General features: G+C 44.3%; 25 protein-coding genes and 1 other annotated feature. All 25 genes read left to right on the top strand.

Annotation, left to right across the window (positions count from 1 at the left end):
- The first annotated feature begins 102 nt into the window (after positions 1-102).
- The 25 genes from thrS to DWW86_RS09220 all read left to right on the top strand — a co-directional run bounded on the left by thrS (position 103) and on the right by DWW86_RS09220 (position 26,770).
- Positions 103-2,064 (top strand): threonine--tRNA ligase, encoded by a 1,962-nt coding sequence (gene thrS, locus DWW86_RS09340; protein ID WP_117942929.1) that lies wholly within the window; start codon positions 103-105, stop codon positions 2,062-2,064.
- A 128-nt stretch (positions 2,065-2,192) separates the two neighbouring features.
- A complete protein-coding gene (locus DWW86_RS09335) occupies positions 2,193-3,044 on the top strand; it encodes a sigma-E processing peptidase SpoIIGA (RefSeq protein ID WP_072521723.1) in 852 nt (283 codons plus the stop codon).
- Between the two features lie 33 nt (positions 3,045-3,077).
- Complete coding sequence (sigE, locus tag DWW86_RS09330; RefSeq protein ID WP_353652691.1) at positions 3,078-3,788, top strand: RNA polymerase sporulation sigma factor SigE; 711 nt, start codon at positions 3,078-3,080, stop codon at positions 3,786-3,788.
- 61 nt (positions 3,789-3,849) lie between these two features.
- Complete coding sequence (locus DWW86_RS09325; RefSeq protein ID WP_117942928.1) at positions 3,850-4,548, top strand: N-acetylmuramoyl-L-alanine amidase; 699 nt, start codon at positions 3,850-3,852, stop codon at positions 4,546-4,548.
- Between the two features lie 131 nt (positions 4,549-4,679).
- Positions 4,680-6,659: a hypothetical protein gene (locus DWW86_RS09320; RefSeq protein WP_286187694.1), complete on the top strand. Its 1,980-nt coding sequence runs from the start codon at positions 4,680-4,682 to the stop codon at positions 6,657-6,659.
- On the top strand, positions 6,649-8,904 hold the full coding sequence (locus DWW86_RS09315) for a DUF2298 domain-containing protein (protein ID WP_117942926.1): 2,256 nt from the start codon (positions 6,649-6,651) through the stop codon (positions 8,902-8,904). Before DWW86_RS09320 ends, DWW86_RS09315 begins: the two co-directional genes overlap by 11 nt.
- A 67-nt stretch (positions 8,905-8,971) precedes the next feature.
- Positions 8,972-10,036 (top strand): L-threonylcarbamoyladenylate synthase, encoded by a 1,065-nt coding sequence (locus DWW86_RS09310; RefSeq protein ID WP_117942925.1) that lies wholly within the window; start codon positions 8,972-8,974, stop codon positions 10,034-10,036.
- The gene (gene rpiB, locus DWW86_RS09305; RefSeq protein WP_117942924.1) at positions 10,033-10,494 is read left to right on the top strand and encodes a ribose 5-phosphate isomerase B; all 462 of its coding nucleotides are present in this window, start codon (positions 10,033-10,035) and stop codon (positions 10,492-10,494) included. Before DWW86_RS09310 ends, rpiB begins: the two co-directional genes overlap by 4 nt.
- Before the next feature lie 73 nt (positions 10,495-10,567).
- On the top strand, positions 10,568-11,062 hold the full coding sequence (locus DWW86_RS09300; protein WP_117942923.1) for a deoxycytidylate deaminase: 495 nt from the start codon (positions 10,568-10,570) through the stop codon (positions 11,060-11,062).
- Between the two features lie 100 nt (positions 11,063-11,162).
- Positions 11,163-11,372, top strand: a binding site (T-box leader).
- A gap of 70 nt (positions 11,373-11,442) precedes the next feature.
- A complete protein-coding gene (gene proS, locus DWW86_RS09295; RefSeq protein WP_072521716.1) occupies positions 11,443-12,876 on the top strand; it encodes a proline--tRNA ligase in 1,434 nt (477 codons plus the stop codon).
- Between the two features lies 1 nt (position 12,877).
- Positions 12,878-14,203 (top strand): CCA tRNA nucleotidyltransferase, encoded by a 1,326-nt coding sequence (locus tag DWW86_RS09290; RefSeq protein ID WP_117942922.1) that lies wholly within the window; start codon positions 12,878-12,880, stop codon positions 14,201-14,203.
- 177 nt (positions 14,204-14,380) lie between these two features.
- Positions 14,381-15,364, top strand: a complete 984-nt coding sequence (locus DWW86_RS09285; protein WP_072521714.1) for a YutH/CotS family kinase-like spore coat protein — start codon at positions 14,381-14,383, stop codon at positions 15,362-15,364.
- Between the two features lie 103 nt (positions 15,365-15,467).
- Positions 15,468-17,201: a phospho-sugar mutase gene (locus DWW86_RS09280; RefSeq protein ID WP_072521713.1), complete on the top strand. Its 1,734-nt coding sequence runs from the start codon at positions 15,468-15,470 to the stop codon at positions 17,199-17,201.
- A 15-nt stretch (positions 17,202-17,216) separates the two neighbouring features.
- Positions 17,217-17,633: a MazG nucleotide pyrophosphohydrolase domain-containing protein gene (locus tag DWW86_RS09275; RefSeq protein ID WP_072521712.1), complete on the top strand. Its 417-nt coding sequence runs from the start codon at positions 17,217-17,219 to the stop codon at positions 17,631-17,633.
- 112 nt (positions 17,634-17,745) lie between these two features.
- Positions 17,746-18,021: a non-specific DNA-binding protein Hbs gene (gene hbs, locus DWW86_RS09270; protein ID WP_015542299.1), complete on the top strand. Its 276-nt coding sequence runs from the start codon at positions 17,746-17,748 to the stop codon at positions 18,019-18,021.
- A 72-nt stretch (positions 18,022-18,093) separates the two neighbouring features.
- Complete coding sequence (locus tag DWW86_RS09265; RefSeq protein WP_015542300.1) at positions 18,094-18,333, top strand: RNA-binding S4 domain-containing protein; 240 nt, start codon at positions 18,094-18,096, stop codon at positions 18,331-18,333.
- 75 nt (positions 18,334-18,408) lie between these two features.
- Positions 18,409-18,699, top strand: a complete 291-nt coding sequence (gene yabP / locus DWW86_RS09260; RefSeq protein WP_083585492.1) for a sporulation protein YabP — start codon at positions 18,409-18,411, stop codon at positions 18,697-18,699.
- A 1-nt stretch (position 18,700) separates the two neighbouring features.
- Positions 18,701-19,105 carry a spore cortex biosynthesis protein YabQ gene (gene yabQ, locus DWW86_RS17560; protein WP_072521711.1) on the top strand — a complete coding sequence of 135 codons (405 nt, stop codon included), beginning with the start codon at positions 18,701-18,703 and terminating at the stop codon, positions 19,103-19,105.
- On the top strand, positions 19,059-19,373 hold the full coding sequence (locus DWW86_RS09250; protein WP_286187693.1) for an FtsB family cell division protein: 315 nt from the start codon (positions 19,059-19,061) through the stop codon (positions 19,371-19,373). The genes yabQ and DWW86_RS09250 overlap by 47 nt, the downstream gene beginning before the upstream one ends.
- Before the next feature lie 121 nt (positions 19,374-19,494).
- Positions 19,495-20,988, top strand: a complete 1,494-nt coding sequence (locus tag DWW86_RS09245) for a SpoIIE family protein phosphatase (protein ID WP_072521709.1) — start codon at positions 19,495-19,497, stop codon at positions 20,986-20,988.
- Between the two features lie 21 nt (positions 20,989-21,009).
- The gene (gene tilS, locus DWW86_RS09240) at positions 21,010-22,413 is read left to right on the top strand and encodes a tRNA lysidine(34) synthetase TilS (protein ID WP_117942920.1); all 1,404 of its coding nucleotides are present in this window, start codon (positions 21,010-21,012) and stop codon (positions 22,411-22,413) included.
- A complete protein-coding gene (hpt, locus tag DWW86_RS09235; RefSeq protein WP_072521707.1) occupies positions 22,410-22,943 on the top strand; it encodes a hypoxanthine phosphoribosyltransferase in 534 nt (177 codons plus the stop codon). Before tilS ends, hpt begins: the two co-directional genes overlap by 4 nt.
- Positions 22,944-23,039: 96 nt before the next feature.
- Entirely contained in the window at positions 23,040-24,821 is a 1,782-nt protein-coding gene (gene ftsH, locus DWW86_RS09230) for an ATP-dependent zinc metalloprotease FtsH (RefSeq protein WP_072523363.1), read from the top strand.
- 306 nt (positions 24,822-25,127) lie between these two features.
- The gene (locus DWW86_RS09225; RefSeq protein ID WP_072521706.1) at positions 25,128-25,964 is read left to right on the top strand and encodes an amino acid ABC transporter substrate-binding protein; all 837 of its coding nucleotides are present in this window, start codon (positions 25,128-25,130) and stop codon (positions 25,962-25,964) included.
- A 158-nt stretch (positions 25,965-26,122) separates the two neighbouring features.
- The gene (locus DWW86_RS09220; protein ID WP_072521705.1) at positions 26,123-26,770 is read left to right on the top strand and encodes an amino acid ABC transporter permease; all 648 of its coding nucleotides are present in this window, start codon (positions 26,123-26,125) and stop codon (positions 26,768-26,770) included.

The following is a 26,770-nucleotide window of genomic DNA, read 5'->3' as shown; positions in this document are numbered from 1 at the left end:
GTAATGTTCCTATTACACAAAAACGTTGATAAAATAAAGAAATCCATTCGTCCCTGTGGAAAAACTTACAAATTTATTCAAACACAAAAGGAGTTCAAAACTATGATCATCACATTAAAAGACGGATCAAAAAAAGAGTATTCAGAAGCAAAATCCGTAATCGACATTGCTTATGACATCAGCGAAGGTCTTGCACGTGCTGCATGTGCCGGAGAAGTAAACGGAGAAGTTGTAGATCTTCGTACAGTACTTGACAGTGACTGTGAACTGAACATTCTCACAGCAAAAGATGAAAAAGGGCTTGCTGTTCTTCGTCACACAGCATCTCATGTACTTGCGCAGGCTGTACAGAACTTATATCCGGAAGCAAAGGTTGCTATCGGACCGTCTATTGATACAGGATTTTATTATGACTTTGCTCACGAACCATTCTCTCGTGAAGACCTTGATGCAATCGAAAAAGAAATGAAGAAGATCATCAAGAAAGGTGCAAAGATCGAGCGCTTTACAAAATCCAGAGAAGATGCGATTGCATATTTCAAAGAGAAAAACGAACCTTATAAAGTAGAACTGATCGAAGATCTTCCGGAAGGAGAAGAAATTTCCTTCTATTCACAGGGAGACTGGACAGATCTCTGTGCCGGACCACACCTGATGAGTGTAAAAGGTGTAAAAGCATTTAAACTTCTTTCTTCTTCCAGTGCTTACTGGAGAGGCAGCGAAAAGAATGCAATGCTGACTCGTATTTACGGAACAGCATATGCTACAAAAGATGAACTGAAAGAACATCTGGAGCAGATGGAAGAAGCCAAGAAACGTGACCATAACAAACTTGGCCGTGAGATGAAAATCTTTACAACTGTAGATGTTATCGGACAGGGCCTTCCTCTGATCATGCCAAACGGTGTTATCATGATGCAGGAACTGCAGAGATGGATCGAAGATGAAGAGACAAAACGTGGTTATGTAAGAACAAAGACACCTCTTATGGCAAAAAGTGATCTGTACAAGATTTCCGGACACTGGGATCATTACAAAGACGGCATGTTTGTTCTGGGTGATGAAGAGACAGACAAAGAGGTATTTGCACTTCGTCCTATGACATGTCCGTTCCAGTATTATGTATACAAAGCAGAACAGCACAGTTACCGTGACCTGCCGCTGCGTTACGGTGAGACATCCACACTGTTCCGTAATGAGGATTCCGGTGAGATGCATGGTCTGACACGAGTTCGTCAGTTTACTATTTCCGAAGGACATTTGATTGTAAGACCTGACCAGATGGTCAAAGAATTCAAAGACTGTATTGCACTTGCACAGTACTGTCTGCAGGTTCTGGGTGTCGAAGAAGATGTAACGTATCATCTTTCCAAATGGGATCCGAACAACAGAGAAAAATATATCGGTGAGCCGGAAGTATGGGAAGAGACAGAACGACATATCCGTCAGATGCTCGAAGAACTGAACATCCCGTTTACAGAGGATGTCGGAGAAGCTGCATTCTACGGACCGAAAGTTGATATCAACGCAAAGAACGTATACGGAAAAGAAGATACTATGATTACAATTCAGTGGGATGCACTTCTTGCTGAACAGTTTGATATGTATTATATCGATGAAAACGGGGATAAGAAACGTCCGTGCATCATTCACCGTACGTCTATGGGATGCTATGAGAGAACTCTGGCATGGCTGATCGAAAAATATGCAGGTATGTTCCCGACATGGCTCTGCCCGGAACAGGTACGTGTGATTCCAATCTCCGAAAAGTTCAATGCTTATGCTGACAAGGTAGAAGCACAGATGAAAGAAGAAGGAATCCGCTGCTCTGTTGACAGACGTTCCGAAAAAATGGGTTACAAGATCCGTGAAGCACGTCTTGAGAGAGTACCGTACATGTTGGTTGTTGGTGCAAAAGAAGAGGAAGAGGGCAAAGTTTCCGTAAGAAGCCGTTACCTCGGTGATGAAGGAATGAAAGACCTCGGAGATTTCATGAGCGCGATCAAAGAAGAAATCAAAAACAAAACGATTCGTAAGATCGAGGTACAGGAAGAGAATAAATAATCTGTCGAACGGACACGAGAAATTCTTGCCATACGACACGCGGTTTTGACAAAATCCGCACCCCCTGTCACCTATAATGAGTTCACTTACCAAAGTGAAGGATTTATAGGCTGCAGGGGGCTTTTTTTATGTATCAGAATGTATACATAGATGCTGTATTTGCGGCAAACTTTCTGATGGATTATATTCTTCTGCGACTGACCGGATTTTTTATAAGAGAAGGCAGGAACAGATGCCGTTGTCTTATGGCAGCGGCAGGCGGAGCGCTTTTTTCAAGTATCAGTCTCTGTATACCGGCAGAACAGATTCCACGAATGTGGGGCATTGTAGAGATTTTCTGTGCGGCAGGAATGCTGATACTTGCATACAGGATCCGGTCCTGGAAAAGACTTGCAATGGCGGTTCTGATATTTTATGTGCTTGCATTCTTGAGCGGTGGGATCTGGACGGAAGTGATGGGAAATATCCGAACGACCGGAGTGATTTTTGTATTGTGTGCGTTTGGAACCTATCTGGGAATCAGTCTTCTGATTCGAATCCTGGACAGCGCAGAACATATACGAAGCGGCTCTTATCCGGTAGTGCTTAAATATCAGGGAAAGGAGATGAGTACAGAAGGATTTCTTGATACAGGAAATCATCTCCTGGATCCGATAAGTGGAACACCGGTGTCTGTCGCATCGTGGAAATGTATGAAGATACTTTTTTCGGAAGATCTGACAGAAAGACTTGCAGGCCTGCAGGAAAAGCCTGAGAAAATAAAAAGTACGGAGATAGCCGGGCTTAAGCCACACTATCTGTCCTGCCGGACCGTGGGACGGGGAGAGCGGCTGCTTCTGGCTGTGACACTGGAGGAACTTTGTATTCAGATCCAAGGGAATACGGTTCATATAAAAGAGCCGGTTGTCGCACTGTCACCGGAACCTTTTGCTTTGGGAAAAGAATACGAAGTATTACTGAATTCCAGATTATTGCATTAGGAGGGGCAGGATATGAGCAGATCGGCAGCAGGGATGGATTATAGTCCGTTTCAGGTTTTTCAGAAATTAGTTCTTTCAAGATCGAGGGGACTGTATTATATCGGAGGGAGTGATGTCTTACCGGCACCACTGGAACCCAAGAGAGAAGCTTACGTGATCAGTAAGCTTAAAACAGAACAGGAACAGGAGGCAAGATCCCTGCTGATCGAGCATAACTTAAGGCTTGTGGTGTACATCGCGAAGAAATTTGACAATACGGGAGTCGGAGTTGAGGATTTGATCTCAATTGGTACGATCGGGCTTATCAAAGCAATCAATACATTTAATCCGGTCAAAAATATTAAACTTGCGACATATGCTTCACGTTGTATAGAAAACGAGATCCTTATGTACCTGCGACGCAACAGTAAGACAAGAATGGAGGTTTCGATTGATGAACCGCTGAATGTAGACTGGGATGGCAATGAACTTCTTCTGTCGGACATTCTTGGAACAGATGAAGATGTGATTTCAAGACGACTGGAGGACGAAGTAGAGATTACGCTGCTTGCAAAAGCAATCAATAAATTAAGTCCGAGGGAACAGACAATCATCCGTCTGCGATTTGGACTGAATAATGCGGAAGGAAAGGAAAAAACGCAGAAAGAGGTTGCGGATCTTCTGGGAATCTCACAGTCATATATTTCGAGGCTGGAAAAGCGGATCATGAAACGCCTGAAAAAAGAAATAGTAAAATACGAGTAAGGTGTTAGGCGAAAAACTCCGTGCATATACATAAAAATAAAAGATGCAGAGGTGTAACTGCATGAAAAAATACAGAATCGAACTGACAATGGCCTGTCTGCTGCTGGTATGTTTTTACCTGTTATCCAGACAGGCCGCTGTTATTTCCGTCAATCAGGCAGAAACGACGAAGGGGGAAGCCGGGCCGCTGATTCTTGTTGATGCGGGACATGGCGGAAGCGATCCGGGAATGATCGGCATGGGAGGACTGGAAGAGAAAGGTATCAATCTTTCAATTTCGCTGTTCCTTCGGGATACACTTGAAAAATCCGGATATTCAGTCATCATGACAAGGGAAGAGGACAAAGGCCTGTATGACAGTGGGGCGGCGAATAAAAAAGTACAGGATATGCAGCGTCGGGTTACAATGATTCAGGAACATGCACCGGTGCTTTCTGTCAGCATTCACCAGAACAGCTATCAGGATTCAGGGGTGCATGGACCGCAGGTGTTTTATTATGAAGGTTCTGTGGAAGGAAAAAAACTTGCAGAGGCAGTCCAGAACAGTTTGAACCAGAACCTGGAAGTGGACCGCCCGCGAGAAGTGAAGGGAAATACCAGTTATTATCTGTTGAAAAGAAGCAGCGGACCGCTCGTGATTGTGGAATGTGGTTTTTTGACCAATCCGGAGGAAGCACAAAAGCTTCAGACAAAGGAGTATCAGCAAAAAGTTGCCGGTGCAGTCACGGAAGGAATCCGTACATATCTGAATGTGCAGTAAAGAGCAAAACGTGTAGATATTGTGAACTTCTACGAAATAAAGGAAGTTTGTTTGCCATACGAAAATTCCTTTGCTATACTGTTGCTGTATGAATGGAAAGTATTTTATACAGAGATTTACAGAAGAGGTGTATGATGTTAGGTGTTATTTATTTAATCCTGTGTATGCTCATTGGAAAAGAACTGGCAGGACTGCTGCTTTCAAAAAAAATAGGATATAATCAGATCTGGCTTACTCTGGCAGCAGCTTTTGGCACAGGCGTACTTATAATGGGATGGGCAACCTATATGACTGCATGGGCAGCAAGCGAGGCCGGTGCAGTCCATCCGCTGATCTATGCAAATGCAGTTGTCATGGCTGTGGCGGTATTGATAGTGGTGATCCTTTACTGGAAAAGATACCATAAGGCGGGGTCTTTTAAGGGGATTTTGGAAACAGGGATGATTACGGAGCGCAGGCTGTTTCGAAAAGAAGCAGTGTTTTTCGGTGCTTTACTGGTCTTTCTGACCTGGATCATGTTTTATGTCTTTTTTATCAAAGACGGAGTGCTGTACAGTGGTTATACAGTTTACGGGGATTATGCACCGCATACAGCGATGATGCGGTCTTTTTCTATGGGAAACAATTTTCCGACACAGTATCCGCATTTTGGCGGGCAGGATGTAAAGTATCACTTTATGTTCCAGTTTTTTGTGGGAAATCTTGAATTTCTGGGACTGCGTCTGGATTTTGCGTACAATGTGGTAAGTGTTCTGGCACTTCTGGGATTTTTGATTTTTCTGTATCATATGGCGAAGCGACTTGCCGGAAGTTTTGCGGCAGGAGTACTGACAGTGTTTTTCTTCTTTTTCAGAAGTTCTTTAAGTTTTTTTCGCTTTGTTATAGAACATCTGAATGCAGGAGACCTCTGGGAAACACTGAGAGATAATACGACATTTATCGGTTATACGACAAATGAAAACTGGGGTCTCTGGAACTTTAATGTATATCTGAATCAGCGCCATCTGGCATTCGGACTTCTGATCGTTGCAATCGTGCTCTGGTTATTTATGGACTGGCTCGAAGTCGGATGCAGCGCTCCGGAGACTGGTATCCGTTGGATAAAAAAACGCATTTTTACAAAGAAAGCATGGCTATGTGTGCATTCAGAAACTGCACTGCTTGCCGGTATGATTCTGGGTCTTACTTCTTTCTGGAACGGAGCAGCAGTGATCGGCGGTCTTCTGATTCTGATGGGATTTGCTGTATTTTCCGATGGGAAGCTGGATTATCTGATCCTGGCGGTGACAGCAGTGATTTTTTCGGTGCTTCAGACAAAGATCTTTATCTGGGGCGACGCGGTAAGTCCGTCCTTTTACTGGGGATTCCTGTCAGAAAATAAAAGTATTACAGGAGTACTCTGGTATCTTATACAGATGAGCGGAGTCTTTTTTGTGGGAGCTGTGCTGATCGCGTTTTTTCTGAGAGAACGCAGGCAGAGGGCTGCACTGGTAAGTTTTTTCTTTCCACTGATCTTTGCATTCTGTATGTCACTGACTCCGGACATTGCAGTAAACCACAAATACATTATGATCGCGTATGCGTTCCTTGCAATTTTCTGGAGTCTTGCAGTTCTTAATTTGTTTAAAAGACAACTTTGTTGCAAGATCGTGGCGGTACTTCTTGCCGTTTCGCTGAGCATTACGGGAATTTATGATTTTATAGTTATTTTAAAAGATAATGATTCCGGGCATCGTGTGACTGTGAATCAGAAGAGTGAACTGACGGGGTGGCTTGCAGAGCATCTGACTCATAATGATTTGATCCTGACACCGGAGTACAGCATCAATGAAGTGACGATGTCCGGTGTGATGATGTATATGGGCTGGCCGTATTATGCGTGGTCTGCAGGGTATGATACATATGACCGTGCGGCGAAAGCAAAAGAAATCTACAGCTCAACAGATGAGGCGGCAATAAAGAAGCTTGTCAAACAGGAAAAAATCACATATATTCTTTATGAAGATGGAATGCAATACGAGCAGGAAGCCTGCAGAGAAGATACGATTGCCAGTGCGTTTACGCTGGTTTATGAATCAGAAGATGGGAGAATAAGGATTTATGAAACCTGAAACGATAACCAAACAGATTTTTAAAATAATACCGGCACTGTTGCTGGTCGCACTGTCAGCATTTCTTCTGCAGGGAGATGTGTGGACATTCTGGACATGGTATTTGCTTGCACTGGTACTTGGTGTGGCTGCTATGCCGCTGACCGGGCGACTGTTCCGGAGATTTCAGGACAGAGGCTGGATGTTTTCAAAAGTGACGGCGATTGCCGTAAGTGGTTTCCTTACCTGGTTTCTGGTTGCGGTAAAAATTATTAAATTTACGACAGTCACCTGTATTGTGGTGACGCTGGTCTGTGCGGCAGCTTCACTTATTTTGTATGGCAGGGAACAAAAAGCCGGATTTGAATGTATTCCGTTTGCACATCTTGATCTGGTATATGCAGAAGAACTTCTGTTTTTTACAGCATTTCTTCTCTGGACGTATTTTGCTGGATTTCATCCGGCAGCATATGGTACAGAAAAATTTATGGATTATGGTTTCATGGAAGCCATGATGCGAAACAAAACACTGCCGGCGACAGACCTCTGGTATTCACAGGGAAAAATAAACTACTATTATGGCGGACAGTATTTTGCTGTATTTCTGACGAAGTTATCCGGCGCAAAAGTAGAACTCACTTACAATCTGATGAGGACATTTGTTGCTGGTCTTGCTTTTGCAATGCCGTTTTCGCTGGTGCATCAGATGGTAACTGACCGTCTCGGAAGGATCAGAACCGGATGGAAAAAGGCACTGCCATCCGTAACCGGAATCCTGGCGGGAATCTCTGTTTCCATAGCCGGCAATATGCATTATGTGGTTTACGGACAGATCATTCCGTTTATCCAGAAATTAAAAGGTGAGGAAGTCAGCAGCTACTGGTTCCCGGATGCCACACGTTATATCGGATTTAACCCGGATGTAGAGGATAAGACAATCCATGAATTTCCATGCTATTCCTTCGTACTTGGAGATCTGCATGCACATGTGGTCGATATCATGTTTGTGTTACTTCTTCTGGGGCTTCTCTATGCGTGGATGAAGAAAGTAAGGACGACGGAACTTTCAGGAGAAAGTATGAGCAGGAGGGGATTCTGGAAAAAACAGCTTCTGATGCCGCAGCTTCTGGCAGCAGGTGCACTCCTTGGAATGTTCCACTGGACGAACTACTGGGATTTTGTAATCTATTTTGTGGTAACCTGCGGAGCGACGCTGTTTATGAATATCATCGGGCAGAAGGGAAAAATCAGATGGGTACTTGGAGTAACTGCGGCGCAGGCTGTGGAAATCATGACACTGGCAACCGTGATCATCCTGCCGTTTACGTTGCAGTTTGATACCAGCAATATGGTACAGGGAATCGCACTTGCGAAGCATCATTCTCTGCCACATCAGCTTCTGGTGCTCTGGGGACTGCCGGGGATTTTGACAATTCTGTTTGTAGTTTCTCTGCTTATTGAGAAATTACGAGGAGCAGAGCAGAAATCACTTTATCATCTGCTTACATCGATCAGGCTGCCGGATCTTTTCGCAGTACTTATGGGACTTTGCGCGATTGGGCTTGTCCTGATTCCTGAACTGGTATATGTCCGTGATATTTATGAGAATGGCAATGCCAGGGCAAATACAATGTTCAAACTGACTTATCAGGCATATATAATGTTTGGTATGACGATGATATATGCCATCTTCCGTCTGCTTGTCATTGGCAAAAACAAGATTCTGAAAGTGCTGGCATTCATTGGACTGTTTTTATTCGTGTGGACCTGTGGTTACTTTGGAAACAGTGTACATTCCTGGTTTGGTACAGTCTGGAAACCGTCACAGTATAAGGGACTGAATGCAACGGCATTTCTTGAAACAGATTTTCCGGAAGATGTAAATGGTATACGTTGGCTGAAAGAAAATATTTCGGATGCACCTGTTGTTCTTGAAGCAAATGGTGACAGCTATTCCGAATATGAACGTGTATCTGCAATGACCGGACTTCCGACGATCATGGGCTGGTATGTACATGAATGGCTGTGGAGAGGCAATCTGGCAGATCTGAATGCGAAAATAGAAGAAATAAAAGAAATATATACTTCGACAGATGAGACAAGAGTAAAAGAGTTACTGGACGAGTACAATGTTTCTTATATTTTTGTCGGTTCGTGCGAGCGGAATAAGTACGGCGCCGATCTGAATAATGACCTGCTGAAAGGTCTGGGCGAAGTGGTATTTCAGGATTCGGAATATCCGACCTATATCGTAAAGATAAACTGACTTGTAGAATTAACGGATTTAGACTATAATGAAAAACAATACAGATAAATGAGAGGAAGCATAAGATATGAGAGCGCAGATTGTGGCAATGACCAGTGAAAATTTGGATATGGATGCCATAAAAAGAGCAGGAGACATCCTGAAAGCAGGCGGACTTGTGGCATTTCCGACGGAGACGGTTTACGGGCTCGGCGGAAACGCGCTGGATCCACAGGCTTCCATGAAAATATATGCAGCGAAGGGAAGACCGTCAGATAACCCGCTGATCGTTCATATTGCAGAGATTGATCAGCTTGCAAAGATTACGACAGAGATTCCACAAGGTGCAAAGATTCTGGCGGAGAAATACTGGCCGGGTCCACTGACAATGATCCTTCCGAAGGCGGACATTGTACCGAAGGAGACGACCGGAGGACTGGACAGTGTGGCTGTCCGTTTCCCAAGTGACCGGATCGCACAGGAACTTATCAAAGCAGCCGGTGGTTTTGTTGCGGCACCGAGTGCCAATACATCAGGAAGGCCGAGTCCGACGATGGCAGAGCACGTAGAAGAAGATCTCGGTGATGCGATTGATATGATCATTGACGGAGGACAGGTGGGGATCGGTCTGGAGTCTACGATCGTAGATTTCACCGAGGATGTTCCGGTAGTTTTAAGACCTGGATATATTTCGCTGGAAATGCTGAAAGAAACGCTGGGGGATGTCCGTATGGACCGGGGGCTTCTGATCACGGATAACAGTGTACATCCGAAGGCACCGGGCATGAAATACCGTCATTATGCACCGAAAGCTGATCTTTCCATAGTGGAAGGGACAGAGGAGCAGGTAATAGACTGCATTAACCGACTGAGTGCAGAAGCAGAGAAGAAAGGTCTTAAAGTCGGCGTGATTGCAACTAATGAAACAAAAGACCGTTATGCACACGCTGATGTATTCAGTATCGGAAGCAGAGAAGAAGAAGAAACGATCGCACATCATCTTTATGAAGTCCTTCGAAACTTTGATGATGACCGGGTAGATCTGATCTATTCTGAGGCATTTTATACGCCGAGAATGGGACAGGCTATTATGAACCGCCTTTTAAAGGCAGCAGGACATAAAATTATAAATGCACAGGAGGAAAAGAAATGATAGCATTAGGATGTGACCATGGTGGTTATGAACTGAAACAGGAAATTATCAAATATTTGGAGGAGAACCATATAGAATATCAGGACTTTGGATGTGACAGCACAGACTCCACAGATTATCCGATCTATGCTAAGAGAGTTGCAATTGCAATTCAGAATGGAGACTGCGAAAAGGGAATCCTGGTATGTGGAACCGGTATTGGTATTTCTATTACTGCCAATAAATTCAAAGGAATCCGTGCAGCACTCTGTTCAGACTGCTTCAGTGCAGAGGCAACACGTCTTCACAACAATGCCAACATTCTTGCAATGGGCGGAAGAGTTGTAGGCCCGGGACTTGCAATTAAGATAGTGGATACATTTTTGAACACTCCGTTCTCAGAGGACGAGCGTCATATTCGTCGCATCGGACAGATTGAGGAAGATACAGATATTACGGATGCATATCCGGAAATTTAAATAAACATATGAATTTTAAATACCGGCCTCCTGCATTTTGTGGGAAGCCGGTATCTGTAAGGGGGATTTTATAATGGCAGTACATATACAGAAAAGAGAGAATTACATTTCCTGGGATGAATACTTTATGGGTGTGGCAATGCTTTCCGGGATGCGTTCAAAAGATCCGAATTCACAGGTAGGAGCGTGCATTGTCAGTGAGGACAATAAGATCCTTTCCATGGGGTACAACGGATTTCCGAAGGGATGTTCTGATGATGAATTTCCGTGGGCGAGAGAAGGTGAGCCACTGGCCACCAAGTATCTGTATGTGACTCACAGTGAACTCAATGCGATTCTGAATTACCGCGGGGGAAGCCTGGAAGGTGCGAAGCTTTATGTATCACTGTTTCCGTGCAACGAATGTGCAAAAGCAATCATTCAGGCAGGAATCAAAACGGTGATCTATGACTGTGACAAATACGAACATACCCCGTCTGTGATCGCATCCAAGCGGATGATGGACGCAGCAGGTGTGCGTTATTACAAATACAAAAGAACCGGAAGAAAGATTGATATTACTGTCTGAAAACATTTCGGCAGGATTCTGCGAATCAGCCCCTTGACATCGACGGATATTTCGCATAAAATATATAGCAAATGTGCCAGGCTTAAGGTTTCGGCACACATACCCGGCGATGATGAGAATAGTACATGAGGAGCAATCTCAGAGAGGGATCTGCATGGTGGAAGGATCCTGTGCGTGAATCATGGAACCGGCCTCGGAGCTCTGTACAACTGAAGTACAGCGTAGATCCGGCGTTAAAGGATATTGAGAGAGTAATTGTTATTTTAATTGCTAATTAGGGTGGTACCGCCGAAGTCCTTCGGTCCCTTTACCGGGATCAGAGGACTTTTTTTATTGCCTCTGATCTGACAAAAGAACCATTCAGAAAAGGAGAAAGAACTATGGCAAAGAAATTAGTAGAAGCCATCACTTCCATGGAGGAAGATTTTGCACAGTGGTATACGGATGTTGTAAAAAAAGCAGAGCTGTGCGGCTACACAAGTGTAAAAGGATGCATGGCAATTAAACCGGCAGGTTATGCAATCTGGGAAAACATCCAGCATGAACTTGACCGCAGATTCAAAGAGACAGGTGTACAGAATGTATACATGCCGATGTTTATTCCGGAATCTCTTCTGCAGAAAGAAAAAGACCACGTAGAAGGTTTTGCACCGGAAGTAGCATGGGTAACGCATGGTGGACTGAATGAACTTCAGGAACGTCTCTGTGTACGTCCGACTTCTGAAACTCTGTTCTGTGATTTCTATCAGAAAGATATCCAGTCCCACAGAGATCTGCCGAAAGTATACAATCAGTGGTGTTCCGTAGTGCGCTGGGAAAAAACAACACGTCCGTTCCTTCGTTCCAGAGAGTTCCTGTGGCAGGAAGGACATACTGCTCATGCAACGGCAGAAGAAGCGGAAGAGAGAACAATCCAGATGCTGAATCTGTATGCCGATTTCTGTGAAGAAGTTCTTGCAATTCCGGTTATCAAAGGCCAGAAAACAGACAAAGAAAAATTTGCAGGTGCGGTAGCTACGTATACGATCGAATCCCTGATGCATGACGGTAAGGCACTTCAGTCCGGTACCAGCCATAACTTCGGTGACGGATTTGCAAAAGCATTTGGTATTCAGTACACAGATAAGGATAACACTCTGAAATATGTACACCAGACATCATGGGGAATGACAACACGTATGATCGGTGCGATCATCATGGTTCATGGTGACAACAGCGGACTTGTCCTGCCTCCGAGAATTGCTCCGACACAGGCAGTGATCATCCCAATCCAGCAGCGTAAAGAAGGAGTCCTGGAAAAAGCAGACGAACTGTTTGCAGCACTGAAAGCAGCAGGCATCCGTGTTAAAGTGGACGATACCGACAGAAGTCCGGGATTCAAATTTGCAGAGCAGGAAATGCGTGGTATTCCGATTCGTATCGAATGTGGACCGAAGGATATCGAGAACGGACAGGCTGTAATCTGCCGTCGTGATACAAGAGAAAAATATGTGGTTTCCTTCGATGAGCTGGCTTCCAAAGTTCAGGAAGTTCTTGATCTCATGCAGAAAGAAATGCTGGAACGTGCACGTGCGCATCGTGACGCTCATACTTATGTTGCAACAAATTACGAAGAATTCAAAGATACCATCAATAACAAACCGGGATTTGTCAAAGCTATGTGGTGTGGAAATCGCGAATGCGAAGACAAGATCAAAGAAGATGTACAGGCAACATCCAGATGTATGCCATTTGAGCAGGAACATTTAAGTGATGTCTGCGTATGCTGCGGAAAACCGGCGAAGAAGATGGTTTACTGGGGAAGAGCATACTAATATGAAATTAACGATTCCTTCCAATGCGGAAAAAATACTGCACATTTTAGAGGAAAACGGTTATGAAGCCTATGTGGTCGGCGGCTGTGTGCGGGATTCTATCCTGGGACGTACACCAGATGACTGGGATATTACGACTTCGGCATCGCCGGAGCAGGTAAAAGAGCTTTTTCACCGCACAGTGGATACCGGGCTGCAGCATGGCACCGTAACTGTACTGATGGACAAAGAAGGCTATGAAGTGACGACTTACCGCGTGGATGGTGACTATGAAGACGGCCGCCATCCGAAGCAGGTGATGTTTACTTCGAGCCTTGAAGAAGACCTGAAACGACGTGATTTTACGATCAATGCGATGGCGTATCATCCGGTAAGAGGTCTGGTCGATCTTTTTCACGGAATGGAAGACATGCAGGCGAAGATCATCCGCTGCGTCGGAGATCCGATGGAACGCTTCCGTGAAGATGCGCTTCGCATTCTCCGTGCGGTACGTTTTTCTGCACAGTTGGGATTTACGATTGAAAAAGAAACAAAGAGCGGTATTCGTGCACTGGCACCAAATCTGAAGTGTGTCAGCGCAGAAAGAATCCAGACTGAACTTGTGAAACTTCTGGCTTCGCCTCATCCGGATTATCTGCGGGTGGCATATGAGACCGGAATCACGAAAGAGTTTCTGCCGGAGTTTGACCGGTGTATGGAGACGGAACAGAATACACCGCATCACTGTTATACGGTGGGCGAGCATATTCTGAACAGTATGATGCTAATCCGTCCTGATAAGGTACTTCGCCTGACGATGCTGCTTCATGATATTGCGAAACCAGTCATGCGAAAGACGGATGAAAATGGACGCGATCATTTCAAGATGCACGCAACGGAAGGTGAAAAGATGGCCAAAACCATCCTGCGCCGCCTGAAATTTGATAACGATACGATCAGTAAAGTAACCAGACTGATCAGGTATCATGATGATCGTCCGATGCCGGAAATGCGTTCAGTAAGGCATGCGGTAAACCGGATCGGGGAGGAACTTTTTCCATTGTATCTTGAGGTGCAGGAGGCGGATATGCTTGCGCAGAGTGAGTATCACCGTGAAGAAAAAGCGGCCCGTCTGCAAGGTGTGACAGAATGTTATCACAGGGTTCTGAAGCAGAAGCAGTGTGTTTCTCTGAAAACACTGGCAGTGACCGGACGTGATCTGATAAGTGCAGGTTATAAGCCGGGGCCGGAACTGGGTGAGATTCTGAAAAAAATGCTGGATCACGTTCTGGAATATCCACAGGACAATGACAGAGAAAAACTTCTGGCACTTCTGAAAGAACGATAATTTTATAGAAACAATAGCGAAGGGATTTCCGAGAGGCTTTTTGCCTCAGGAAATTCCTTTTTGCATTTCTTCTCTGACCGGGACATAAGATAGAAAAAATGTAACTATTCAGTAGGTAGTATTCCGCGAGGGTACTGAACAGTTACGAAGGTATCAAATCAGGAGGGGGATTTTTATTTGTATGATTATGGACTGAGCATACTGGAGCAGTACGGACTGAATGCAGAGTCTTCCGCGCGTACGAGAGGTGCGCTTCTTTGCAGGACGGAAAAAGGTCTGGTCATCATAAGGGAATTTGGCGGGACAGAGAAAAAACTTCAGAAGCAGCAGGAACTTCTTGAAAAATTGTCGGAACAGGAATGTCTGGTAGACTGTTATATTTCAAATCAGGAAGGTGCGCTTGTTGCGAAGGATCGTGACGGAATTCCGTATACTATTCAGCAGTGGTACGAGGGACGGGAGTGTGATACACGTTCCAGAGAAGATATTTTTCGCAGTATTCGTATGCTTGCGCAGATTCATGCGAAAATGCAGATGCCCGTGGTAGAATTTTATGTAGAACCTTCCCTTGAGGACGAATATCAGAGACATAATCAGGAATTAAAAAAAATACGCAGCTTTATCCGTAAAAAAGGTGCAGTCTGTTCTTTTGAAAAATTGTATCTGGCTACGGTGGAAAGCTTTCTGACAGCAGGAGAGAGGGCGCTTATGGAATTGAGAGAATCGGATTATGCCGGCCTTCGAAAAGAAGCAATTGAACAGGGAAAAGTCTGTCATGGAGAGTATAATCAGCATAATGTGCTGATGCTGAAACCGGGGACTGCCGTTACAAACTTTGAACATTGGGGATTTGATGTGCAGATTTCGGATCTGTATCGCTTTATGAGAAAAATTCTCGAAAAATACAGCTGGGATGTGCGCATCGGAATGGAGATGCTGCGTGCCTATCACCAGAAGAAGCCGATCACAACATCTGAATGGGAAAATCTGCGCATTCGTTTCAGCTATCCGGAGAAATACTGGAAGCTTGCGAACTATTATTATGTACACAAAAAAACACTGGTTTCCAGAAAAAATACAGAGAAATTGCAGAATCTTGTCAGACAGAAAGAAAACTGGGAATATTTTATCAGGAAATGCTTTGGAAGCTATCCGTTTTAAGTGAATTATACTTCCTTTTTCAGGGCAACAGGTGTATAATGAGAAATCATAAATAACGGTCAGAGATGACCGGAAATACAATGTACAGGGAGGTATTTTCCGTATGGAATACAGAGAAATTTATGAACAGTGGCTTGCAAACCCATACTTCGATGAAGCAATAAAAGAGGAATTAAAAGGGATTTCAGAAGACGAAAATGAAATAAAAGAACGTTTTTATATGGATCTGGAATTTGGTACCGCAGGTCTGCGTGGAATCATCGGTGCAGGAACCAACCGCATGAACATCTATGTAGTCAGAAGAGCTACACAGGGACTTGCAAACTACATTGCAAAAGTAGACAAGAAAGCACAGGGCGTTGCAATCGCATACGATTCCCGCCATATGTCTCCGGAATTTGCCGAGGAAGCAGCACTCTGTCTGGCAGCAAACGGAATCAAAGCTTATATCTTTGAATCTTTAAGACCGACACCGGAACTTTCTTTTGCAGTGCGTCATCTGGGCTGCGTGGCAGGTATCAACGTAACAGCCAGCCACAACCCACCGGAATACAACGGATATAAAGTATACTGGGAAGATGGTGCACAGATCACACCACCGCATGACAGTGGTATCATGGGAGAAGTTAAGTCTATCTCCGACTGGAATACCGTTAAGACCATGGACAAGGCAGAAGCAGAAAAAGCAGGTCTGTTCCAGGTAATCGGCAAAGAAGTTGACGATGCTTACATGTCAGAACTTAAGAAACAGGTCATCCATATGGATGCAATCGAGAAAGAGGGTAAGAACCTCAAAATCGTTTATACACCTCTTCACGGAACAGGAAATATCCCTGCAAGAAGAATCCTTAAAGAACTCGGATTTGAGAACGTTTATGTAGTAAAAGAGCAGGAACTTCCTGACGGAGATTTCCCGACTGTCAGCTATCCGAATCCGGAAGCGGCAGAAGCTTTTGAGCTTGGTCTGAAACTTGCAAAAGAAGTAGATGCAGACCTCGTTCTTGCAACTGACCCGGATGCAGACCGTCTTGGTGTACGTGTCAAAGATAAAAATGGCGAATATCATGATCTGACAGGTAACATGTCAGGATGTCTCCTTGCTAACTATGAACTCAGCCAGAGAAAGGCAGTAAACGGAAGCCTTCCGGAAGATGGTGCGCTGATCAAGACAATCGTAACTACAAACCTTGCCGATGCAATCGCAAAAGGCTACGGTGTAAAACTGATCGAAGTACTGACCGGATTCAAGTTTATCGGACAGCAGATCCTCGGCTTTGAGAAGAGTGGAAGAGGTTCCTACCTGTTTGGCTTTGAGGAAAGCTATGGCTGCCTGATCGGTACATATGCAAGAGACAAGGACGCAATCGTAGCGACTATGGCACTTTGCGAGGCAGCAGCATACTACAAAACACAGGGCAAGACTCTTTGGGATGCAATGATCGAGATGTATGAGCAGTTTGGCTATTATAAAGATGCGATCCAGTCTGTAACAATGAAGGGAATCGAAGGACTTCAGAAGATTCAGGAGATCATGAATTCTCTGCGTCAGAATCCGCCGGCAGAATTTGCAGGACACAAAGTAGTTGCTGTAAGAGATTACAAGGCAGACACCATCAAAGATCTTGCGACAGGTGAAGTAAAAGCGACAGGACTTCCGAATTCCAATGTTCTGTATTATGAACTGACAGATGATGCATGGGTATGCGTTCGTCCGTCCGGAACAGAGCCGAAGGTAAAATTCTACTATGGTGTTAAAGGAACTTCTCTTGCTGATGCAGATAAAAAATCCGAAATTATGGGTAAGGCAGTTCTTGACATGGTTGACTCCATGAAATAATCAGGACACAGGTATATGCAGGAATTTGACAGATTTATGGAAGTCGTCCGCACGATACGTGAGAAATGTCCGTGGGACAGCGTACAGACGCATGAGAGCCTGAAGAAATATCTTGTAGAAGAATCGCAGGAAGTGCTGGATGGAATTGACCGGCTGAACAGAACCGGAGACAGTGACAATCTCTGTGAGGAACTTGGAGATGTATTATTTCAGGTTGCGCTTCACAGCCTGATTGCTCAGGAAGAGGGGCTTTTTACGGTCGGGGATGTTATTTCCGGAGTCACCGATAAGATGAAATTTCGGCATCCGAAGATTTTTGCACCGGAGGACAGCGAACTGTGTTCACTTTCCTGGGAAGCACTGAAAGCAAAAGAACAATCCGCAAAAAGCAACAGCAACAATAATAAAAGAGCACATGAGAATCAGATGTGATAGGAAAAGCCTTGACAATTTGACGAAAAGAGTATATATATAGTAGATAGCGTGCTTATGCCGGGTAGCATTACGCAATAAATAAGAATGAGGTTTTTAGAGGAGGAACACCATGAATAAAACAGAATTAGTAGCAGCTATGGCGAAAGAAACAAACCTTTCCAAGAAAGACGTAGAGGCTGTATTAAAATCTTTTACTGATGTTGTAGCAGATGAATTAAAAAAAGGTGGAAAAATCCAGCTTGTAGGCTTTGGCACATTTGAAGTAAGCGAAAGAGCTGCAAGAGAAGGAAGAAACCCACAGACAGGCGAGACTATGACAATCGCTGCTTCTAAAGCACCGAAATTCAAAGCTGGTAAAGCTCTGAAAGACATGGTAAATGCATAATTAAAGATGTATCTTGGGGGAACGTACAGTTCCCCTTTTTCTTTTATATATAAATATATTTGGGAGGCAGACATGAGACTTGATAAATATCTGAAGGTTTCGAGACTGATCAAGAGAAGAACTGTTGCCAACGAAGCCTGTGATGCAGGACGTGTGCTGGTCAATGATAAGCCGGCGAAGGCATCTGTACAGGTGAAGGCAGGAGATACAGTTGAAATTCAGTTTGGAAGTAAAAATGTAAAAGTGGAAGTTCTTGATGTGAAAGACACCGTGCGCAAAGAAGATGCAGAAAATCTTTTCCGTTATCTCTAAAGGATACGATTTATACGTAAGACGTCTATTTGTCATGAAGTGTGCATACATTTTCAGTAAGGAAATTCTGAATGGATGATCATGATGGAAGAGAAACAGTCAGCCGGGGTACATCGCGTTTTGCTGGAAAACCGAAAGAAGGCAGTGATCACCGGAGTACAGGAAATTCATTCATTTAATGAAAATGAGGTACTTCTTCTTTCGGAAGCGGGTAAAATACTTCTGAAAGGCGAACAGCTTCACGTACGAAAACTGAACTTGGAAAAGGGTGATGCCGAGGTGGAGGGACGTGTGGACAGTCTTTCGTACCTTACCAGGAATGCACACAAAAAAGACGAATCTATTTTGAAAAGGATGTTCCGTTGAAATGAGCAGTTATATGAAATTTGAGACTGCTCTTTTTCTTCGCGCGATTATGAGCGGCATGATGCTGTGCGCCGCGTATCGGATATTCTGTGGCCTTTTATATCACTTTTTCGGGAGACGCGGAATCAGATCGGTGACAGACTTTTTATACTGGCTGGCAGCAGGATTTCTACTGTTTTTTGCGTTGTTTCGATGCAATTACGGGGAACTTCGACTGTTTTTATTGCCCGGTGCGCTAATTGGTGCTTTTTTTGCAAATTATTTGTTAAATCGGTTGCTATTTCCGGTAAAAAGATGTAGTATTTTAATACATAGGCATTTAAAGAAGCGTAATAGGAAATTTAGAAGGGGCAGGCGTTTTGAAAAAATCCAAAAAGAGAAGAAGCAATCAAAAAATAGCGAATAACTATTTAGGTATGGCTGCAATCGCTATCGTTGTTCTGATTCTTCTGGTCGGGCTGACGATGCAGAGTAATAATCTGAAAGCCCGTATTGCAGTGTATGATGCGAAGGCAGCAGCGCTTAAGCAATCCATTGAGGATGAGCAGGACCGGACGAAAGAAATCGACGAGCAGAAGGAATACATGCAGACTGATGAATACATCGCAGAAGTTGCGAGAGATAAGCTTGGTCTCGTCAAGGGAAACGAGATCGTTTTTGAAGAAGAAAAGTAACCTAAGAAATAAAGCAGATTTTGCAGAAAAGTTTTTCTTGACAGCCGCCTTTGTTTGACAGATATTTTAAAGAAACCTTCTTATAATATTTTTCTAGGAAAGTATTAGGGGAGGGGAATATATGCAGGAATGGATAATTGCCATGCTCGTGATCAGTGTACTTTTGATATTGCGGGACATGGCAAAAACTATTTTGACGGGGAGAATGTCAAAAAAAGAAGAAGCGTTTTCTTTGTGTGAAGAGCATCCCCAGAAAGAAAAGGTGGAGCGTTATGCAGCCTCGTTTCAGAAGCTTGCAGATACGTTTTATGGAATGCCATATAAAAAAGAATTTTTAAGCAGTGGTCAGATCGATAATATTCTGGTGGAGACGAACGCTCAGGTATGTGCGAACTGTTATCATCGGGAATTGTGCTGGGGAAACCGCTCGACCGAATTGTGTAAAGGTGTGGAGAGTATTGTACGGGCAATGGAAGCTGGTAATGAAGAAAAACTTGACGAACTCCGTACACAGTGGTCGGAACTATGTGGGAAAACCTACCAGTATCTGGATGTAATACGACGTAATTTTCGAAATGAAAAACAGAATCTGGTGTGGACAAACCGTATGATCGAGAGCAGACTTGCCGTCGCACAGCAGTTGACAGAAATAGCCGGGATCATGGAGATGGTGGCAAGTGATCTTTATGATATTTCACCTGCGGAGCCGGAATTTCAGGAAGAACTGCGCAGGATGCTTCGCAGGCGTCACGTGATCCTGAAACAGGCATGGGTGATGGATAAGGCAGAGGGACGGCGGCAGATTTTTCTTAATATGCGTGCCAGAAGCGGTCAGTGTGTTTCCGTGACGGATGTTTCACAGGTGCTTTCTGAGATATGTGAGTCACCGATGACGTCATCTGCCGGCAGCCGTTGTATTGTAAATGGTGAATTTCACACAGTCCATTTTGTGGAAGATGTCAGTTATCAGATGCTGTATGGAATATCCAGACTGACAAGAGAAGAAGAAAAAGTATCAGGTGACAACTATATCTGCCGACAGGAAGATGGCGGAAAGTTTGTGATGTGCCTTTCTGACGGGATGGGATCCGGCATGGATGCCTGCCGGGAAAGTGAAATCGTCGTGGAGCTTCTGGAACAGTTTCTGGAATCCGGCTTTACACAGGAAGCGGCAGCCCGCATGGTAAATTCGGCGCTTGTGTTGAAAGGGCAGGAGGGAATGTTTTCTACGGTAGATATCTGTGCAGTCGATCTTTATACGGGAATCTGTGAGTTCCTTAAAGCAGGAGCGGCATCCACATTTATCAAACGTGACCACTGGGTAGAGGCAATTTCATCAGAAAGCCTTGCGGCAGGACTGGTACAGCGGATGGATTTTGATATGGCTTCGCGGAAACTTTATCATGGAGATTATCTGATCATGATGACGGACGGGGTACTGGATGCTCTTCCGACAGAGCGAGAAGAAGAAACAATGAAAGAAATCATCATGGATATTCAGGATGAGACACCGCGCGAAGTGAGCCGAGGGATACTTGAACGTGTGCTGGGATACAGCGATTACCGGGCAAGAGATGATATGACGGTTCTGGTTGCCAGTGTAGTTCGAAAATAAAAGCACGGGAGAAAAGAGTAAATGCAGGAACAGGTGCTACAGAAAGTAAAACAGTATATTGCAGAAACAGAAATGATAAAGCAGGGATGCACTGTGATAGCAGGAGTTTCTGGTGGACCCGATTCAATGGTAATGCTGGATATCCTTCGGAGAATTCAGAAAGAATATAATTTTTTTCTGCGTGTAGTGCACGTAAATCACGGCATTCGTGGAAAGGAAGCACTGCGGGATCAGAAAACGGTGCAGAAGATCTGCAGAGAATGGAAAATCCCGTGCTGCGTATATAGTTATGATGTGCCCTGTCTGTCAGCAGAATGGAAGATGGGAACCGAAGAAGCAGGCAGGAAGGTCCGAAGGGCAGCATTCGAAGAGGAAAAAAAGAAATGTACATCTTCTGATGGTGACATACGGATCGCACTTGCACATAACAAAAACGATGTTGCCGAGACAATGCTCCATCATCTTGCGAGAGGGAGCGGCATCCGTGGAATGGCTGCTCTGAAACCGGTTAATGGTGAATTTATCCGTCCGGTTATCTGTTTAGAACGGGATGAAATTGTCGATTATATAAAAGAGACAGGAATTCCGTCGGTAATGGACAGCAGCAATTTTGAGGATGATTATACGAGAAATCGTATCCGGCATCATATTCTGCCGCTGATGACGCAGGAAATAAATGCAAAAGCTGTTTCACATATGGCTGAAGCATCCGAGCTGTTTCGGCAGGCAGAAGAGTATTTTAAAACAAAAGCGGAAGAAATGGCAGATAACTGTGCAGGAAAAGACGGGACGTATCTTCTGGACAAAGAGTTTTTTACAAAAGAAACAATTCTCCAGAATTATGCGGTAAGAGAAATTCTGGAGCGGTTAAGCGGGCACAGGAATGATCTTACAGCGGGACATATTCGACAGGTGCAGAAGCTTTACGAAAATCAGAGCGGAAGAAAAATCAGTCTTCCTTATGGTGTGGAGGCTCTGCGCTGTTATGGAGGAGTAAAACTTCAAAAGAAAACAGAAGAAGCTTCGGAGAGAACGGAAGGAGCACAGGTACTGAACATGGAAGGAGATACAATCTGGGAGAATGAAACTTTCAGAACCTGTATTTTTCCATATTCGGGAGAGAAGATTTTAGAAAAAAAGTATACGAAATGGTTTGATTGTGATAAAATAAATTGCGAACTGTCTGTCCGGACGCGAAGAAGCGGAGATTATATGACCGTTAATCAGTCGGGCGGACGCAAAAAGCTGACACGCTGTATGATCGACGATAAGATTCCGGGCGAGATACGGCAGGAAATCCCTCTTGTGGCTGCAAAGGATGAAATACTCTGGATCGTAGGGGGCAGGATCAGCGAACGGTATAAGATTACTTCTCAGACAGAGAAGGTGCTGGAAATTACATACCAAGGAGGAAGCATAGAATGAGCGAAAAAATCAGGGTTTTACTTAGTGAAGAAGAAGTGGATGCAAGAATCAGACAGATTGCAGCAAAGATCAGCAAGGATTATGCAGGAAAAGAGATCCATATGATCTGTGTCCTGAAGGGTGGCGTATTTTTTACCTGTGAACTGGCAAAGAGAATTACCGTTCCGGTGTCTCTTGATTTCATGTCTGTTTCCAGTTATGGTGATGATACCAAATCAAGCGGCGTCGTAAAGATCGTAAAGGATCTGGATCAGCCGCTGATCGGCAAGGATGTTCTGATCGTGGAGGATATTATTGACTCAGGAAGAACTTTAAGCTATCTGATCGATATCCTGAAAGGCAGAAATCCAAACAGCATCCATCTGTGCACACTTCTGGACAAACCGGAACGCAGAGTCAAAGACGTTAAAGTAGATTATTGCTGCTTCAACATTCCGGATGAGTTTGTGGTCGGATATGGCCTGGATTATGCACAGAAATACAGAAACCTTCCGTTTATCGGAGTGGTTGAATTAGACCAGGAAGACTAGTGAATACGTTCACAGTGACAGACCAGATTTGAAAGGAGAAAACAGCAGGTGAACAGACAGTCAGGCAGAATTGGCCTGTATCTTGTATTGATCGTGATGCTTGTAGCCGGTTATTTTTATCTGAATAATCAGGTGACATCACAGAGCAGCTATTCCATGGAGAGCATGAAACAGGCTGCCAAGGACGGAAAGGTCACATCCGCGAAGATATACCAGAACAGAGAGGTTCCGACAGGATCTGTTGTTGCGGATATCGAGGGTGAAGGCCAGAAACGTGTATATGTAACTGATGTAAAGGATGCGGAAGATACTCTGGAGAGTTATGATATTCATCCTGAGATTGCAGATGTTCCGCAGGAGAGTGTATTTATGACGACACTTCTTCCGACACTTCTTACCGGTGCACTTGTAATTTTTCTTTTTCTTATGATGAACCGTCAGATGTCAGGCGGCGGTGGAAATGCCAAGATGATGAATTTCGGTAAGAGCCGTGCAAGAATGATGCTTCCGGATGACAAGAAAGTTACCTTCCAGAATGTTGCCGGACTTCAGGAAGAAAAGGAAGATTTGGTAGAAGTGGTGGATTTCCTTAAGGCACCGCAGAAATACACAAATGTGGGTGCGAGAATCCCGAAGGGAGTGATCCTTGTAGGCCCTCCCGGAACGGGCAAGACACTTCTTGCAAAAGCAGTAGCCGGAGAGGCGGGGGTTCCATTCTTCTCTATTTCCGGTTCAGATTTCGTGGAAATGTTTGTCGGTGTAGGTGCATCCCGTGTCCGCGATCTTTTTGAAGAAGGCAAGAAACATGCACCGTGTATCATTTTTATCGATGAGATCGATGCGGTTGCAAGACAGCGTGGTACCGGTATGGGCGGTGGCCACGATGAGAGAGAACAGACATTGAACCAACTCCTTGTTGAGATGGATGGATTTGGTGTCAATGAAGGAATCATCGTAATGGCAGCGACTAACCGTGTGGATATTCTTGATCCTGCAATCCTGCGTCCGGGCCGTTTTGACCGTAAGGTTGCAGTCGGCAGACCGGATGTAAAGGGCAGAGAAGAAATTCTTAAAGTCCATGCGAAAGACAAACCACTTGGCGAGGATGTGAATCTTGCACAGATCGCACAGACAACAGCCGGATTTACCGGAGCAGATCTTGAGAATCTTCTGAATGAAGCTGCAATCATGGCAGCAAGATCCGGACGGAGCTATATTACGCAGCCGGATATCAAGCATGCCTTTATCAAGGTTGGTATCGGAGCCGAGAAACGCAGCAAAGTCATCTCCGAAAAAGAAAAGAAGATCACTGCTTATCATGAAGCTGGTCATGCAATCCTGTTTCATGTACTTCCGGATATGGATCCGGTATATACGATTTCCATTATCCCGACAGGAATGGGAGCAGCCGGATATACCATGCCGCTTCCGGAAAATGATGAAATATTCAACACAAAAGGCAAGATGCTTCAGGATATCACGACACTTCTGGGAGGACGTGTCGCTGAGGAGATCATCTTTGGCGATATCACAACCGGTGCATCAAATGATATCAAGCGTGCGACAAGTACTGCGCGTGCAATGGTGATGCAGTATGGTATGTCTGATAAACTCGGTCTGATCACATACGGTGATGACGGGGATGAAGTATTTATCGGACGTGATCTGGCTCATACAAGAAGCTACAGCGAGGAAGTTGCAAAAGAGATCGATCAGGAAGTTCATGGTATTATTGATGAATGCCATGCAAAAGCAAGAGAGATTGTTTCCCAGCATATGGATGTACTGCATAAGTGTGCAGCACTTCTTTTAGAGAAGGAAAAGATCCAGCGTGATGAGTTTGAGGCACTTTTTACATTGGAAAATGCAGAAGATTAAAAAGAAGGTGTACAAAATAGACAAAAAGTAATGGTGAAATTTGTGAAGTTTGTGCACACTTTTCGGGGGACGCGTGGTACTATAATAACCGTAAAAACCCCCCAATACATTATATAGTTTTTGCTACACCCCATAAGAAGAAATACCTTCTCCAAAAAAGACAGCTTATCCCGCTGTCTTTTTTACTGTCTAAAAATATGAAATTCTATTGACATGGCACAGGCGGTATGGTACGATATCAATACTTTCACGAGGTAGAGTGACCATGTGCTAAAACATGAAAATATGTTAAGAGGAGATAGAGATATGAAGAAAAAAACAGTTGCAGTTTTGATGACAGCAGTAATGGCAATGGGAATGGTATCCGCAGTCAGTGTACAGGCAGGAATCGAGGACAAGACACTGATCGTCGGATTTGATGCAGAATATCCGCCATATGGCTATATGGACGATGACGGGGAATATACGGGATTTGACCTTGAACTGGCACAGGCAGTATGTGATCTTGAAGGATGGGAACTTGAGAAAAAACCAATCAACTGGGATTCTAAGGATATGGAACTAAATTCCGGATCTATCGACTGCATCTGGAACGGATTTACCATGAACGGAAGAGAAGATGATTATACATTCTCAGATCCATACGTAGACAACAGTCAGGTAATCGTTGTTGCAGAGGATTCAGGAATCGACAAACTGACAGATCTTGCAGGAAAGACTGTTGGTGTACAGGCAGCTTCTGCAGCACTGGATCTTCTTCAGAGTGAAGAAGAAGGCGGACAGAAAGAATTGGCTGATACCTTTGGTTCTCTGAATGAATTTGCTGATTACAACACAGCATTTACAGAACTGCAGGCCGGAGCACTGGATGCACTGGCAATTGATATCGGAGTTGCAAAATATCAGCTGAATTCCCGTGGAGAGGGATTCAAGATTCTTGATGAGACATTGAATACCGAACAGTATGCAATCGGCTTCAAGAAAGGCAACGATGAACTTTGCAATATCGTAAATGCAGACCTTCAGAAACTTGCAGATGACGGTACAGTTGCAGAGCTTGCAGAGAAATATGAGATTTCTGATATGGTAACGTTGAAAGCATCTGATGACACATCAAAAGATGATACAGCAGAAGAGAAATAATTAATAAAAAGTGACTATTCAGTAGGTAGTATCCCGCGAGGCGTTTTGGCTCGTAACCGTGAAGGTACTGAACAGTTGCAATAACAATAAGAATACAGAATGGGGTGCTTCCCGGGTTCCGGGTGGCATCCCTCTTGTAGGCTTTTGGAGGAGAGTACATGAGTTTTCAGGTAATGTTACAACAGCTTACCGTAGGGTTCGGGCAGACACTGCTGATCTTTTGTCTGACCCTGTTATTTTCCCTGCCGCTTGGTATGGTGGTATATTTCGGACGTGTGAGCAAGTTCAAGCCACTGAGTTGGATTATTAAAGCTTATATTTCTATTATGCGTGGAACACCTTTGATGCTGCAGCTGCTGCTGTGGTATTTTGGACCGTTTTACCTCTGGGGAATGAATATCGGTAACTACAAGTTTACTGCGATCATTCTGGGATGTTCTCTGAACTATGCGGCATACTTTGCAGAAATCTACCGTTCCGGAATCGAGTCTATTCCGGTAGGTCAGTATGAGGCCGCACAGCTCCTTGGCTATAACAAGAGCCAGACTTTTTTCAAGATCGTACTTCCGCAGGTGGTTAAGATCGTACTTCCGTCAGTGACAAACGAGGTTATTACCCTTGTAAAAGACACATCCCTTGTTTATTCCGTATCTTATATTGAAATGTTTGCCCTTGCCAAACAGATTGCGGCAGCACAGACCACCGTTATTCCGTTTGTAATCGCCGGTGTATTCTACTACATCTTCAACTTTGTAGTTGCATGGGTTATGGAATGGTTTGAAAAGAAACTGAATTACTATCGTTAG

This window comes from Ruminococcus sp. AF17-22AC (genome assembly GCF_003460065.1).
Classification (GTDB): domain Bacteria; phylum Bacillota; class Clostridia; order Lachnospirales; family Lachnospiraceae; genus Blautia_A.
Note: the sequence above shows the minus strand (reverse complement) of the source record. Positions and strands in the feature narration are given on the sequence as shown.